The organism is Curtobacterium sp. 18060, assembly GCF_902706105.1.
Classification (GTDB): domain Bacteria; phylum Actinomycetota; class Actinomycetes; order Actinomycetales; family Microbacteriaceae; genus Curtobacterium.
Window position 1 is genome coordinate 1 of sequence record NZ_CACSJV010000001.1, and the last position, 14599, is coordinate 14599.

Genomic DNA, 14599 nt, shown 5'->3' on the forward strand with positions numbered 1-14599 from the left:
CAGCGTTCGTCCTGAGCCAGGATCAAACTCTCCGTAAAAAAATACAGACCCAACACCCGAAGGCATCAGACCGAGTTGATTCTGACTGTTGACTGTCTACTGACAATCTTCAATCCAAAAGGAATTGCATCATGACCTGAACAACCAAAGCTGCCCAGGCACGAGGTCAATCAATAAATTGGCATTGACAATGTGCACGCTGTTGAGTTCTCAAGGACCAGACGCACTCGCTCTTCGGCTCAGGTTCGAGCTCCAGCCACGAGGCTTGTGTACTAGGCTTGCCACCGGTGTGTCGTCGGACCCGGAGGTCCTGTGGCTCATCCCCGAGGGGAGAGAACCGGTGGGCTTGTCATCCTAGGCGTCGAAGCGATCGAGCACAAGGCCAGATCTGATCTTCAGTGGAGGATGGTCCCGCTTGAGGGCCGACGTGCTCTGGGCTTTCGCTCCAGCCGCTCCGCCGCACCTTTGGGGTGACGAGTAGGAACTTTACGCAGGCCTGGGCGAGTGTGCCAAGCCAGGCCCGATCCCGGGCGTGTCGCGTTGTGCAACACGCGTCGCCCGGGTGCCGGGGCGATCAGGCCAGCGTCACGCCGGCGAGGGTCTTCTTGCCGCGGCGGAGCACGAGGACTCCCCCGGGCAGGGCGAGGTCCGACAGCGGTGCGTTGGCGTCCTCGGCTCGGACGTTGTTCACGTACACGCCGCCCTGGTCGATCGCCCGCCGGGCTTCGCCGAGGGACTTCACGAGCTCGGTCTCGACGAGCGCCCGGGCCACGTCGGCTCCGGCCTCGATGGTGACCGACCCCGGCAGCTCCGCGATCGCCGACCGCAGGGTGTCCGGATCCAGCGCACCGAGGTCCCCGTTGCCGAACAGCGCGGCCGCAGCGTCGATCGCGGCCTGGGTGGCGTCGACCCCGTGCACGAGCGAAGTGACCTCGAACGCGAGGGTCCGCTGCGCTTCGCGTCGGAACGGTTCGTCGGCCACCGCCTGCTCGAGTCGCTCGATCTCGGCGCGGGACAGGAACGTGAACTCCCGCAGGCGCGCGATCACGTCGGCATCCGCCGTGTTGAGCCAGAACTGGTACAGCGCGTACGGCGACGTCATCTCGGCGTCGAGCCAGATGGCGTTGCCCTCGCTCTTGCCGAACTTCGTGCCGTCCGAGTTCGTGATCAAGGGTGTCCCGAGCGCGTGCACCGTCGCACCCTCGGCACGACGGATGAGCTCCGTCCCAGAGGTCAGGTTGCCCCACTGGTCCGAGCCACCCGTCTGCAGCGTGCAGCCGTACTGCCGGAAGAGCTCGCGGTAGTCGAGGCCCTGCAGGATCTGGTAGCTGAACTCCGTGTAGCTGATCCCAGCGTCGGAGTTCAACCGCGCGGCGACGGCGTCCTTCTTGAGCATCGAGTTCACCCGGAAGTACTTGCCGACGTCGCGCAGGAAGTCGATGGCGGACATCGGCGACGTCCAGTCCAGGTTGTTCACCAGCCGGACGCCGTTGTCACCGTCCGGGCTCAGGAACCGTGACACCTGCCCCTGCAGACGCGCCACCCACTCGGCGACGGTCTCGCGGGTGTTCAGCGTGCGCTCCGCCGTCGGACGCGGGTCGCCGATGAGCCCCGTCGATCCCCCGACGAGCGCCAGCGGCTTGTGCCCGGCGAGCTGCAACCGACGCATGGTCAGGAGCTGCAGCAGGTTGCCGCAGTGCAGCGACGGTGCCGTGGGGTCGAAGCCGCAGTAGTACGTGATCGGATCACCGTCGAGGGCCTCTTGGAGTGCGGTCTCGTCGGTCGAGACCTGCACCAGACCGCGCCAGCGCAGTTCGTCCCACACCGAGGCGAAGGTGGGGTCGTTCTGCTGGCGCGTCAGGACGTCTTGAGCGGTATCACTGGACACCCCGCCATCGTAGCGGCGGCGCACCACCGACATCGCGCCGTCGACCGGGAGGCCCGTGGTGCGTCTGGGCCCACGCCGCCGGTTCCGGCGCGACGCGCCAGCGGCGGGCCGGCCGTGCCGGTGGGGATCAGTCGAGGGCACCCTTGTGCCGTCGGTACGTCGAGACCGTCGGGTCGCCCGTCAACCAGAAGCGCCAGGGGTACTGCGCACCGCCGGCGATGCCGCCGACGCCGGTGCGCGGTCCGCGCGAGATGCGCGGGACCGGACCCGTCCCGCCGGGGCCGGGTGTGGTCTCGGTCAGGAGTTCCTCGATGACCCGGGCCGGCGGGGCGGAGGCGAGCCGCGCCTCCAGGCCGGGTGCCAACGTGAGCACGAACGGACCGGACCCGTCGAGCAGCGAGGTGCCGTCGTCCTGTCCGAGCACCGCGCCGAGGGCACCACCGAGGTTGCCGGGGCCACGCGCCAACGCGACGTCGGCGACCGACGGGCCACGTCGTCCGCGTGCGGTGTCGACGCCCTCGATCACCTGCGCACCGCGGAGCAGGGAACCGGAGGAGGTGCCGGCCGGTGCACTCACGACGTTGACGCAGGTGTGGATGCCGTACGAGCGGTACGCGTACAGGGTGCCCGGCGAGCCGAACAGGTGGCGGTTGCGCTCGGTCGGACCGCGGTGGCCGTGCGAGCCGGGGTCGGTGGGGCCGAAGTAGGCCTCGACCTCGGTGATGCGCAGGGTCACGCCTCGGCCAGCGATCGTCGCACCGAGCAGCGCCGGTGCGATGCGCGGCGCCGGCTCGGCGAGCATCGCGAGCAGCCCCACGGTCATCGCGTGAAGGGTGCGCCCTCGGCCAGGTCGTGGACGCGACGCGTGACGGACGCCAGCTGCTCGGCCACACGGTCCGGAGCGGTCCCGCCGACACCCGAGCGGGACGCGACACTGCCTTCGATCGTGAGCACGGCACGGACCCCGGGGGTCAGGTGCTCGGAGACCGACCGGTACTCGTCGTCGGTCGGGTCGTCGAGCTCGATGCCGCGCTGTTCGCAGTACCGGACCAGCGCACCGGACACCTCGTGCGCATCGCGGAACGGGACGCCCTGGCGGACCAGCCACTCGGCCACGTCGGTCGCGAGCGAGAAGCCCTGCGGCGCGAGCTCGGCCATCCGGTCCGTGTCGAACGTGAGCGTCGCGATCATGCCGGTGAAGGCCGGCAGCAGGACCTCGAGCGTGGCGACCGAGTCGAAGACGGGCTCCTTGTCCTCCTGCAGGTCGCGGTTGTAGGCGAGCGGCAGTCCCTTCAGGGTCGCGAGCAGGCCTGTCAGGTTACCGATCAGACGACCGGACTTGCCGCGCGCGAGCTCGGCGATGTCGGGGTTCTTCTTCTGCGGCATGATGCTCGAGCCGGTCGAGAACGCGTCGTGGAGCCGGACGAAGCCGAACTCCTTCGTGTTCCAGAGGATGACCTCTTCCGACAGACGCGAGACGTCGATGCCGATCTGCGCGAGGACGAACGCGAACTCGGCGACGACGTCGCGGGCGGCCGTGGCGTCGATCGAGTTGTCGGCCGGGCGGTCGAACCCGAGCTCCGCGGCGATCGCGGCGGGGTCGAGGCCGAGCGAACTGCCGGCGAGGGCACCGGCGCCGTACGGGCTCACGCTCGCGCGGCCCGCCCAGTCGCGGAGGCGCTCGAGGTCGCGGACCAACGGCCACGCGTGCGCCAGCAGGTGGTGCGCGAGGAGGACGGGCTGCGCGTGCTGCAGGTGCGTGCGACCCGGCATGATCGCCGACGGGTGCTCGTTGGCCTGCTGGGTGATCGCGTCGACCAGGTCGATCACGAGTCGGCCGATGCGCCGCCCGTGGTCGAGCATGTGCATGCGGCCGAGCGTCGCGATCTGGTCGTTGCGGCTGCGGCCGGCGCGGAGCTTGCCGCCGAGTTCCGGACCGAGGTCGGCGATGAGGAGACGCTCGAGGGCACCGTGGACGTCCTCGTCGGACTCGTCGGGCTGCAGCGTGCCGTCGGCGTGCGCGGCCTCGAGCCGGTCGAGTCCGGCGAGCATGCGCTCGAGCTCGTCCGCCGTCAGGTACCCGGCCGTGTGCAGGGCCCGGGCGTGCGCGCGGGAGCCGGCGATGTCGTACGGGGCGAGCTGCCAGTCGAAGTGCGTCGACTTCGACAGCGCTGCCAGGGCCGCACTCGGGCCGTCGGCGAAGCGGGCGCCCCAGAGGGCTCCGGTGTTGGTGGCGTCGGTCTTCTCGTCGGTCATGTCGTCCTGCGTCGTTGTCGTCGGGCCGGGTGGCGGCGGGTGTCGTCCGCCGGGTGGCGTGCTGTCAGTTCGCCGCGTCGCGGCGGGCGGAGATCTTGCTGGGGAGCGACCAGAGTTCGATGAAGCCCTTCGAGAGGGACTGGTCGAACGTGTCGCCGGTGTCGTACGTGGCGAGGTCGAAGTCGTAGAGGCTCTGCTCCGAGCGACGGCCGGTCACCGTCGCGCGACCGCCGTGCAGCTGGAGGCGGACGTCGCCGGAGACGTGCTGCTGGGTGTGGTCGACGAAGGCGTCGAGGCTGCGCTTCAGCCCGCCGAACCACAGACCGTCGTAGACCAGGTCGGCCCACTCCGACTCGACACCGCGCTTGTAGCGGTTCACGTCGCGCTCGAGGGTGAGGCGCTCGAGCTCCTCGTGCGCCGTGATGAGCGCGATCGCCGCAGGGGCCTCGTACACCTCGCGCGACTTGATGCCGACGAGGCGGTCCTCGACGACGTCGATCCGACCGACGCCGTGCTTGCCAGCCACGGCGTTCAGCTCCTGCACGATCCGCAGCACGCTGAAGCGCTGCCCGTCGAGCGCCACCGGGACGCCGCGCTCGAACGTGATGGTCACCTCGTCCGGGTCGCGCGGGACGGCGGGGTCCTGCGTGTAGGCGTAGAGGTCCTCGGTCGGGGCGTTCCACGGGTCCTCGAGGAAACCCGTCTCGACCGCACGGCCCCACACGTTCTGGTCGATCGAGTACGGCGACCGCTGCGACTGCTGGATCGGCAGGGCGTGCTGCTCGGCGTACGCGATCGCCTTGTCCCGGGTCAGGGCGAGGTCACGCACCGGTGCCACGCTCCGCAGGTCCGGGGCGATCGCCGCGACCGCTGCCTCGAACCGGACCTGGTCGTTGCCCTTGCCGGTGCAGCCGTGCGCGACGCTGTCGGCGCCGAGCTGCTTCGCCGTCAGCGCGAGGTGCTTCGCGATGAGCGGGCGGCTCAGCGCCGACACCAGCGGGTAGCGCTTCTGGTACAGCGCGTTGGCCTTGAGCGCCGGCACGATGTACTCGTCGGCGTACTCGTCCTTGGCGTCGACCACGATCGACTCCACGGCCCCGCAGTCGAGCGCGCGCTGCCGGATCGCGTCGAGGTCCTCGCCGCCCTGGCCGACGTCGACCGCGAGTGCCACTACCTCTTTGCCGGTGGCGTCACGCAGCCAGCCGATCCCGACGGAGGTGTCGAGGCCGCCGGAGTAGGCGAGGACGACGCGGTCAGCCATGCGGTGCGCCTACGCGGTCGCCACGGCGTTCGCCGTTGCCGTCGTCGCGCCGTTCGCGGCGAGGAGCCAGGCCAGCAGCGCCTTCTGGGCGTGCAGACGGTTCTCCGCCTCGTCCCAGATGATGCTGCGCGGCCCGTCGATGACGTCGGCGGTCACCTCGTAGCCACGGTCGGCGGGCAGGCAGTGCATGAACACCGCATCGTCGGCAGCGTGCGCCATCAGGGCGTCGTCCACGCGGTACCCGGAGAAGGTGTCGAGGCGCGACTGCTTCTCGGACTCCTTGCCCATCGAGACCCAGGTGTCGGTGACCACGACGTCGGCACCGGCGACCGCTGCCACCGGGTCGGTCACGACCAGGACGGAGCCGCCGGTCTCGGCCGAACGGTGCTCGGCGTCGGTGACGACCTGCGGGGACGGCGAGAACTCGGCGGGAGCCGCGACGCGGACGTGCATGCCCGCGGTCGCGCCGGCGAGCAGGTACGACTGCGCCATGTTGCTCGCGCCGTCGCCGATGAACGCCACGGTCTGGCCCGCCAGCGTGCCACGGTGCTCGCGGATGGTGAGCAGGTCGGCGAGCAGCTGGCAGGGGTGGAAGTCGTCGGAGAGTGCGTTGACGACGGGGACGGTCGTGCCGGCGGCCATCTCCTCGAGACCGGCCTGCCCGTAGGTGCGCCAGACGATCGCCGACACCATGCGCTCGAGCACGCGGGCGGTGTCCGACGGGGTCTCCTTGCCGCCGAGCTGACTGTTCGCCGTCGAGATGATGAGCGGGCTGCCGCCCAGGTCGGAGATGCCGACGTGGAACGACACCCGGGTGCGGGTCGACGACTTGTCGAAGATGACCGCGACGCTCTGCGGGCCAGCGAGGGGCTTCGCGCCCCAACGGTCGGCCTTCATCTGGTCGGCGAGGTCGAGGATCGCGGACTGCTCGGCCTGGCTGAGGTCGTCGTCCCGGAGGAAGTGGCGGGTCATGCGGAGGTCTCCTGGGCGGCAGCGACGGCCGCGAGGCTCTGGGCGAGGATCGACACGAACTCGTCGATCTCGGCGTCGGACACGATGAGCGGCGGCGCGAGGCGCAGGCTCGACTCGTTCGGGGCGTTGATGATGAGGCCACGCTCGAGGGCGGCGGCGTTCACCGCGGCCGCGATCGGGCCGGTGAGCCCGACGCCGATGAGCAGGCCGGTGCCGCGGACCTCTTCGACGAGCGGTGAGCCGATGCCGGCGATGCCGGCCCGGATCCGCTCGCCCTTGACCACGGCGGCCGCGACGAGGTCGGCGCGCTCGATCTCGGCGAGGACCGCGTTCGCCACGCGGGTGCCGAGCGGGTTGCCGCCGAAGGTCGAACCGTGCTGACCGGCCGAGAACAGGTCGGACGCCCACCCGAAGGTCACGAGCGCACCGATCGGGAAGCCGCCGGCGATGCCCTTGGCCACCGTGACGGCGTCGGGGGTGAAGCCGTGGCCCTGGTAGGTGAACCAGTTGCCCGTCCGGCCGACGCCGGTCTGGATCTCGTCGAGGATCAGCAGCGCACCGTGCTCCTCGGTCAGCCGGCGCGCGGCGAGCAGGAACCCCTCGGGCAGGTCGACGACGCCGGCCTCGCCCTTGATCGGCTCGATGACGATCGCGGCGACCGTGTCGTCGATGGACGCCTCGAGCGCAGCGACGGTGGAGTCGATGTGCTCGACCCCGGGGATCATCGGCAGGAAGTCCTGCTGCAGCGCGGGCTTGCCGGTGAGCGCGAGTGCCCCCATCGTCCGGCCGTGGAACCCCTGCTTCAGCGCGAGGATGCGGGTCTTCTGCCCGTCGGCGCCCTTGTTGAGGCGCGCGAGCTTGAACGCGGCCTCGTTCGCCTCGGCACCGGAGTTGCCGAAGTACACCCGCCCGGCGTCGCCCGCACCGGTGATGCGCTTGAGACGCTCCGCCAGCTCGAGCTGCGGCGGCGTCGCGAAGTAGTTCGACACGTGCACGAGCTTCGCGGCCTGGTCCGCGATCGCCTCGACCAGGACAGGGTGCGCGTGGCCGAGCGAGTTGACGGCGATGCCCGCCAGGAAGTCGAGGTACTCGTTGCCCTCGACGTCCCAGACACGGCAGCCCTGTCCGCGCTCGAGCATGATCTTCGGCGGGGTCAGGGATCGCATGAGCGACGCCCCGAACCGGTCGTTCCAGGTCTCGGTCTGCGTCTCGCTGCTCACGGCTGCTGCCCCTTCTCGGTCGTGCTGGCCACGTGTTGGCCGGTGCTGGTGCTCGTCGACGGTGCTGCGACGCGTCGGCCGATCTCGGCGTGGGTCATCTGGTTCTCGGTGCGTCGGCTCGGGTCCGGGATCACCTCGGTGCCCGCACCGCGCAGGGTGAAGACCTCGAGCAGGATCGAGTGCGGGATCCGGCCGTCGATGATCGTCGCGCCGCCGACCCCGCCGACCACGGCGTCGAGGCACGCGGTCATCTTCGGGATCATGCCCGACTCGAGCGACGGCAGGAGCGCGCGGAGCTCCTCGACCGCGATGAGGTCGACGAGCGAGTCGCGGTCCGGCCAGTTGCGGTACAGGCCGGGGACGTCGGTGAGCATGATGAGCTTCGATGCCCGCAGCGCGATCGCCAGGGCACCCGCGGCCGCATCGGCGTTCACGTTGAGCGCCTGGTCCGGGTGGGCGTCGTCGATCGCGATGCTCGAGACCACCGGGATCCGGCCGGCCTCGATCGCGGCGAGCACCCCGGAGGGGTCGACGTGGGTGATGTCACCGACGTGCCCGAGGTCGTACTCCTGCCCGTCGACGATCACGCCCTTCTGCTCGCCGGTGAACAGCGACCCGCCGTCGCCGAACACGCCGACGGCCAGGCCCTCGCCGTGCTCGTTCATCAGGTCGACGATCTCGCGGTTGACCTCGCCCGCCAGGACGTCGCGGACGACCGAGATCGCCTCGGTCGTGGTGACGCGGTAGCCGCCACGGAACTCGGACTCGATGCCCTGTTCCTTGAGCGCGGCCGAGATCTGCGGGCCCCCGCCGTGCACGACGACGGGGTGCAGCCCGGCGTAGCGGAGGTAGACCATGTCCTCGGCGAACGCACGCTTGAGGTCCTCGTTCACCATGGCGTTGCCGCCGAACTTGACGACGACGACCTTGCCGGAGAACCGCTTGAGCCACGGCAGGGACTCGATCAGGGTCGCGGCCTTGACGGCGGCGAACTCGTGCTCTTCTTCCTTCGTGAGGGGCGTCCCGGCCCCTTCGGTGTCGTTCGCCATCAGCTGGAGTACGCGCTGTTCTCGTGCACGTAGTCGTGCGTGAGGTCGTTGGTCAGGATCGTCGCCGAGTGCGTCCCGACGCCGAGGTCGATGCGCACGTGGGTGTCCCGCGGCGTCAGGTCGACGGTGTCGCTCGGCTGGTCCGGGGCGCCGGCGTGGCAGACCCGGACACCGTTCATGCTGACGTCGACCGCGTACGGGTCGAAGTCGGCGTCCGTGGTGCCGATGGCCGCGAGGACCCGGCCCCAGTTCGGGTCGTTGCCGAAGACGGCGGCCTTGAAGAGGTTGTTGCGCGCGACACTCCGGCCGACGGTGACGGCGTCGTCCTCGGTCGCGGCGTGCACCACCTCGATCGCGATGTCGTGGCTGGCGCCCTCGGCGTCCTGCTGCAGCTGGCGGGCCAGGTCGGCGCAGACCGCGGTCAGGGCTTCCTGGAAGTCGCCGACCTCGGGCGTCACCCCGCTCGCACCCGACGACAGCAGCACGACGGTGTCGTTCGTCGACATGCAGCCGTCCGAGTCGACGCGGTCGAAGGTGATGCGGGTGGCCGCACGGAGCGCCTGGTCGAGCTGGTCCGGGGTCTGCACGGCGTCGGTGGTGATCACGACGAGCATCGTCGCGAGCCCGGGTGCGAGCATGCCGGCACCCTTCGCCATGCCGCCGACGGTCCAGCCGTCCTCGGTCACCACGGACTGCTTCGCCCTGGTGTCGGTCGTCATGATGGCCGTGGCCGCATCCGGGCCGCCGTCGGCGCTCAGTGCGGTGCTCGCCAGGTCGACCCCGCGCAGCACGTTGTCGCGGAACGTCTGGTCGCCGACCCCGATGAGGCCGGTGGAGCAGACGACGACGTCGCCCGCGCCGATGCCGAGGGCGTCGCCCACGGCTTCGGCGGTCAGGTGCGTGGTCTGGAACCCGAAGGGCCCCGTGAAGCAGTTGGCGCCGCCGGAGTTCAGGACGACGGCCCGCGCGACGCCGTCACCGACGACCTGGCGGGACCAGATCACCGGGTGCGCCTGCGCGCGGTTGCTGGTGAAGACCGCGGCCACGGCCGCGTCGGGCCCGTCGTTGACGACGAGTGCCACGTCCGGCTTGCCGCTGGTCTTCAGGCCGGCCGTCACCCCGGCAGCGCGGAAACCCGCTGCCGCGGTGACGCCCTGGAGGCCCGGTTCGCCCTGGGTGGGCTTGCTCACGTCGGTGAGGTCGGTCACGGTGCGACTCCGTCCACGCTGAGGCCCAGGGTCTCCGGCAGACCCAGGGCGATGTTGGTCGACTGGACGGCGGCACCCGCCGTGCCCTTCGCGAGGTTGTCGAGCGCCGTCACGGCGACGACGCGGCCTGCGGCCTCGTCGACCGCGATGCCGACGAGCGCGGTGTTCGCGCCGATCGTGTCCGCGACCCGGGGGAACTCGCCCTCGGGCAACAGGTGCACGAACGGCTCGTCGGCGTAGGCCTGCTCCCAGGCGAGCCGCACGTCGCGGGCGCTGACACCCGGGGTGATCTTGGCCGTCGTCGTCGCGAGGATGCCCCGCGACATCGGCACGAGCACGGGCGTGAACGAGATCGTCACATCGGCAGCGCCCGCGACGACCAGGTTCTGCTGGATCTCCGGGACGTGCCGGTGCGTGCCGCCCACCGCGTAGGCGCTGGCGGAGCCCATGATCTCGGACGCCAGGTAGGTGTTGGCGAGCTTCTTGCCGGCACCGCTCGGGCCGACGCTCAGCACCGCGACGATGTCGTCCGACTCGACGAGCCCGGCCTGGATGCCCGGCTGGATGCCGAGCGTCACCGCGGTGACGTTGCAGCCGGGGACCGCGATCCGCTTGGTGCCGACCAGGGCCGAACGCTGCTTGCCCTGCGACGCGATGTCCTCGACCTCGCGCCACTCGTCGGCCGAACCCGGGGTCGGGGCGGCGAGCAGGAGCTCCGGCAGGCCGTAGGTCCAGGCGCCGTGGTAGTCGCCACCGTAGAACTGCGCCCAGGCCGCGGGGTCAGTCAGACGGTGGTCCGCGCCGCAGTCCACCACGAGGGCGTCGTCGCCGAGCTCCTCGGTGATCGCCCCCGACTGGCCGTGCGGCAGCGCCAAGAACACGACGTCGTGCCCTCGGAGCGTCTCGGCCGTCGTCTTCTCGAGGGTCAGGTGCGACAGCGACCGGAGGTGCGGCTGCGTCGCGATCAACGGCTGTCCGGCGTTCGAGAACGCCGTCACCGTCCTGACGTCGAACTCGGGATGGGCGGAGAGCACGCGCAGGAGCTCACCACCCGCGTAGCCGGAGGCTCCCGCCACGGCGACGGATACGGACATGGGATTCCACCTTTGGTCGGACTGGTCGTCGAGAGAGTCGGAGGCGGCGACCCCGGGCGGTGCTGATCCCGTCGTGGGTCAGTCGCGCAGGGTCGCCCCGAATCGCTCGCCGGCACGTCGGACTGCGCCGTCACGGGCCTCGGTGGCCTCGGCAGCGGTCAGCGTGCGGTCCGTGGCACGGAAGCGCAGGGCGAACGTCAGGGACTTCTGTCCCTCGTCCACGCCGGAGCCCCGGTAGTCATCCACGAGCCGAGCATACTCCAACAGGTCTCCGGCACCAGAGCGGACCGCATCCAACACGTCACCGGCCGGCACCCCGGCGTCGACGACCAGGGACAGGTCCTGCGTCGCTGCCGGGTACGACACGATCGGCGCGACCGCGACGAGGTCGGGGGCCGCTGCCACCATGGCGTCGAGGTCGAGCTCGACCACGGCCACGACGCGGGGCAGCACCGCGGCGGCGGACAGTTCCGGCAGGAGTTCGCCGGCGACGCCCACGACGGTGTCGCCCACGAGCAGCGATGCCGCGCGGCCCGGGTGCAGGGACGGGTGTGTGGTCTGCGCGACGCGCAGTTCCACGCCGACGGCCCACGCGACCTGGCGAGCCGCGTCGATCGCATCGGCGATGCCGTACGGCTCCGCCGTGACACCCGCCTGCTTGCCGACGCGGTTGCCGGTGAGCAGGGCGGACACGTGGAACGGCTGGGCGGGCAGGGACGCGTCGAGCGCCTCGAGCGTCGCGCGGTCGGGCAGCGCGGCACCGGCTGGGACCTCGTCGGTACCGAGCGTCACGCCCGTCACCGGCAGGAACACCCGCGAGGTCTCGTACAGCGCGACGTCGAGCAGGCCGCGCGAGACGTTGCGACGGGCGGCGTCGACAAGGGCCGGCACACCACTGCGGCGGAGCAGGTTCTGCTCGCTGTCGAGGGCGTTGGCGAGGACGACGCTCGGGCCGCCCTCCGGGTCGATCCCCGGGTAGGCGTCCTGCGTCGCGGCGGAGACGAACGGCGCCGTCACCGCTTCGACCAGACCCGCGGCGGCGAGGGCCGCGGAGACCCGACGGCGCGCCTGCTGGTGCGGAGTGAGCCCGCGCCCGGGCGGGGCGACGGGGAGCACGCTCGGGATGCGGTCGTACCCAACGATCCGCGCGACCTCTTCGACCAACGTGGTGTCGTCGGTCAGGTCGGGACGCCACGTGGGCGGGGTGACAACGAGCTGTTCGCCGTCGGCCTGCACCGTCGCGCCGATCGCACGGAGGGTGTCCACGACCTCGGCGTCGGTGTAGTCCACGCCGATGAGCTCGGCCGGACGCGAGGTCCGCATGGCGACCGTCGCACGGGGCTCGGTGTCGACGAGCGTGCAACCGAGGGCGTCGGCCGTGCCGCCGGCCAGCTCGACGAGGAGGTCGACGGCGCGGTTCGCAGCAGCCTCGGCCACGAGCGGGTCGACGCCGCGCTCGAACCGACGGGAGGCCTCGCTCGGCAGCTTGTGGCGGCGAGCGGTCCGCGCGATCGAGACCTGGTCGAAGCCGGCTGCCTCGATCAGGACGTCGGTCGTGCTCGCCGAGATCTCGGTCCGGGCGCCGCCCATCACGCCGGCGAGCCCGACGGGGCCGTCGTCGTCGGTGATGACGAGGTCCTCGGGGTCGAGTTTCCGCATGGCGCCGTCGAGGGTCTCGAGCGTCTCGCCGACAGCCGCACGACGGACACCCAGGCCGCCGCGGACGGTTGACAGGTCGTAGCCGTGCAGCGGCTGGCCGAGCTCGAACATGACGTAGTTCGTGATGTCGACCGGCAGCGAGATCGACCGGACGCCCGCCAGTGCGAGCCGCGACACCATCCAAGCCGGTGTCTTCGCGGTGGGGTCGATGCCACGGACGACGCGGGTGACGAAGGTGCTCGCGCCGACGCGACCGCGGATCGGGGCCTGGTCGTCGATCGTGACCGAGAAGCCCTCGGCCGTGCGGGGTGCGACCCGGTCGACGGGGTCGTGGAAGCTCGCGCCGGTGGCGTGGGCGTACTCACGCGCGACACCGCGCATGCTCAGCACGTACCCACGGTCCGGCGTGACGTTGATCTCGACCGCCGCATCGTCGAGGCCGAGGAGCGCGATGGCGTCCTGGCCGACGTCGGGCTCCATGTCGAGGTCGGCGAAGCGGAGGATGCCCTCGTGCTCGTCGCCGAGACCGAGCTCGCGTGCCGAGGCGATCATGCCGTCGGAGACGTGGCCGTAGGTCTTGCGGGCCGCGATCGGGAACGGTCCGGGCAGTACGGCACCGGGCAACGTCACGACGACGAGGTCGCCCACGTCGAAGTTGTGCGCACCGCAGACGATGCCGCGGGGCTCGGGCTCACCGACGTCAACCTGGCACCAGTTGATCGTCTTGCCGTTCTTTTGCGGCTCGGGGACGCGCTCGAGTACCCGGCCGACCACGACGGGGCCGGTCAGGTCGAACGTGTGGACGTCCTCTTCCTCGAAGCCGACCGACACGAGCGCCGCGTGGACGTGCTCGAGGGTGACGTCCTCGGGGAGGTCGACGGACTCGCCGAGCCAGCGGAGTGGGACGCGCATCAGACCACCGTTCCGAACTGCTGCGAGAAGCGGATGTCGCCCTCGAGGAAGTCACGCATGTCGTTCAGGCCGTTGCGGAACTGCAGCGTCCGCTCGATGCCCATGCCGAAGGCGAAGCCCTGGTACTCGTCCGGGTCGATGCCGGCGGCACGCAGGACGTTCGGGTTGACCATGCCGCAGCCGCCCCACTCGACCCACCGGGCGCCACCCTTGGCGTTCGGCTGCCAGACGTCCATCTCGGCGCTGGGCTCGGTGAACGGGAAGTAGTTCGGGCGCAGACGGATCTGTGCCTCGGCGCCGAAGACCTGGCGGGCGAAGTGCTCGAGCGTGCCGCGCAGGTGTGCCATCGTCAGGCCCTTGTCGATCGCGATGCCCTCGACCTGGGTGAAGACCGGCAGGTGCGTGGCGTCGAGCTCGTCGGCGCGGTACACACGGCCCGGGGCGATGACGTAGAGCGGGAGGTCGCGGGACAGCAGCGACCGCACCTGCACGGGCGACGTGTGGGTGCGCATGACCAGGTGGCGGTCGACGGGCTCGACGAAGATCGTGTCCGCCATGGCCCGGGCCGGGTGGTCCTGGTCGAAGTTCAGGGCGTCGAAGTTGAACCACTCGTGCTCGAGCTCGGGGCCCTCTGCCACTTCCCACCCCATGCCGACGAAGATGTCCGCGACGGCTTCGTTGAGCAGCGAGAGCGGGTGGCGCGAGCCGGTCGGGCGGTGGGTCGGCAACGCGGTGACGTCGACGCGCTCGGCCTCGAGCCGCGCGCGCTCTTCGGCCACGGCGAGGACCGACTCCTGCTCCGCGATCGCCGCGTTCAGCCGCCCGCGGGCCTGACCGACGAGCTTGCCGGCCGCGGCCTTCTGCTCCGGCGGGACGCTGCGCATCGACGCGTTCATCCGAGCCAACGGCGACTGCTCACCGGTGTGCTCGGCCCTGGCCTGCTTCAGTTCGGCGACCGTCGTCGTGGCGCGGACGGCGGCGAGTGCTGCGTCCACGGCGTCGGCGACGGCCGATTCGCTGATCTCGAGAGGTTCTGACACGAGACCCAAGCCTACCGGCCGACGGGATACCACCCGCCTG

At 70.9% G+C, this 14599-nt stretch carries 11 protein-coding genes; all 11 read right to left on the reverse strand.

Annotated elements, in window-relative coordinates; translation table 11 throughout:
• Positions 1-574: 574 nt before the first annotated feature.
• The 11 genes from tyrS to pheS all read right to left on the reverse strand — a co-directional run bounded on the left by tyrS (position 575) and on the right by pheS (position 14559).
• Complete coding sequence (gene tyrS, locus GVL05_RS00005) at positions 575-1888, reverse strand: tyrosine--tRNA ligase (protein WP_235035772.1); 1314 nt, start codon at positions 1886-1888, stop codon at positions 575-577.
• A 127-nt stretch (positions 1889-2015) separates the two neighbouring features.
• Entirely contained in the window at positions 2016-2711 is a 696-nt protein-coding gene (locus GVL05_RS00010) for a DNA-3-methyladenine glycosylase (RefSeq protein ID WP_200849126.1), read from the reverse strand.
• Positions 2708-4144 (reverse strand): argininosuccinate lyase, encoded by a 1437-nt coding sequence (gene argH / locus GVL05_RS00015; protein WP_123293380.1) that lies wholly within the window; start codon positions 4142-4144, stop codon positions 2708-2710. The genes GVL05_RS00010 and argH overlap by 4 nt, the downstream gene beginning before the upstream one ends.
• Before the next feature lie 64 nt (positions 4145-4208).
• The gene (locus tag GVL05_RS00020; RefSeq protein WP_123293379.1) at positions 4209-5405 is read right to left on the reverse strand and encodes an argininosuccinate synthase; all 1197 of its coding nucleotides are present in this window, start codon (positions 5403-5405) and stop codon (positions 4209-4211) included.
• A 9-nt stretch (positions 5406-5414) separates the two neighbouring features.
• Entirely contained in the window at positions 5415-6377 is a 963-nt protein-coding gene (gene argF, locus GVL05_RS00025) for an ornithine carbamoyltransferase (RefSeq protein WP_159570156.1), read from the reverse strand.
• Positions 6374-7597 carry an acetylornithine transaminase gene (locus GVL05_RS00030; protein WP_159570159.1) on the reverse strand — a complete coding sequence of 408 codons (1224 nt, stop codon included), beginning with the start codon at positions 7595-7597 and terminating at the stop codon, positions 6374-6376. The genes argF and GVL05_RS00030 overlap by 4 nt, the downstream gene beginning before the upstream one ends.
• Positions 7594-8646, reverse strand: coding sequence for an acetylglutamate kinase (gene argB, locus GVL05_RS00035; RefSeq protein ID WP_159570162.1), 1053 nt, complete (start codon positions 8644-8646; stop codon positions 7594-7596). Before argB ends, GVL05_RS00030 begins: the two co-directional genes overlap by 4 nt.
• Positions 8646-9854 (reverse strand): bifunctional glutamate N-acetyltransferase/amino-acid acetyltransferase ArgJ, encoded by a 1209-nt coding sequence (argJ, locus tag GVL05_RS00040; protein WP_235035773.1) that lies wholly within the window; start codon positions 9852-9854, stop codon positions 8646-8648. The genes argB and argJ overlap by 1 nt, the downstream gene beginning before the upstream one ends.
• Positions 9851-10948: an N-acetyl-gamma-glutamyl-phosphate reductase gene (locus tag GVL05_RS00045; RefSeq protein ID WP_159570165.1), complete on the reverse strand. Its 1098-nt coding sequence runs from the start codon at positions 10946-10948 to the stop codon at positions 9851-9853. Before GVL05_RS00045 ends, argJ begins: the two co-directional genes overlap by 4 nt.
• 78 nt (positions 10949-11026) lie before the next feature.
• On the reverse strand, positions 11027-13519 hold the full coding sequence (gene pheT, locus GVL05_RS00050; protein WP_159570168.1) for a phenylalanine--tRNA ligase subunit beta: 2493 nt from the start codon (positions 13517-13519) through the stop codon (positions 11027-11029).
• The gene (gene pheS, locus GVL05_RS00055) at positions 13519-14559 is read right to left on the reverse strand and encodes a phenylalanine--tRNA ligase subunit alpha (RefSeq protein WP_111086283.1); all 1041 of its coding nucleotides are present in this window, start codon (positions 14557-14559) and stop codon (positions 13519-13521) included. Before pheS ends, pheT begins: the two co-directional genes overlap by 1 nt.
• Positions 14560-14599: the final 40 nt, after the last annotated feature.

Excerpts from the sequence above, each read along its gene's own strand:
- GVL05_RS00010 (WP_200849126.1), bottom strand. The coding sequence starts at position 2,711 with ATGACCGTGGGGCTGCTCGCGATGCTCGCCGAGCCGGCGCCGCGCATC.
- argH (WP_123293380.1), bottom strand. The coding sequence starts at position 4,144 with ATGACCGACGAGAAGACCGACGCCACCAACACCGGAGCCCTCTGGGGC.
- GVL05_RS00020 (WP_123293379.1), bottom strand. The coding sequence starts at position 5,405 with ATGGCTGACCGCGTCGTCCTCGCCTACTCCGGCGGCCTCGACACCTCC.
- argF (WP_159570156.1), bottom strand. The coding sequence starts at position 6,377 with ATGACCCGCCACTTCCTCCGGGACGACGACCTCAGCCAGGCCGAGCAG.
- argB (WP_159570162.1), bottom strand. The coding sequence starts at position 8,646 with ATGGCGAACGACACCGAAGGGGCCGGGACGCCCCTCACGAAGGAAGAA.
- GVL05_RS00045 (WP_159570165.1), bottom strand. The coding sequence starts at position 10,948 with ATGTCCGTATCCGTCGCCGTGGCGGGAGCCTCCGGCTACGCGGGTGGT.
- pheT (WP_159570168.1), bottom strand. The coding sequence starts at position 13,519 with ATGCGCGTCCCACTCCGCTGGCTCGGCGAGTCCGTCGACCTCCCCGAG.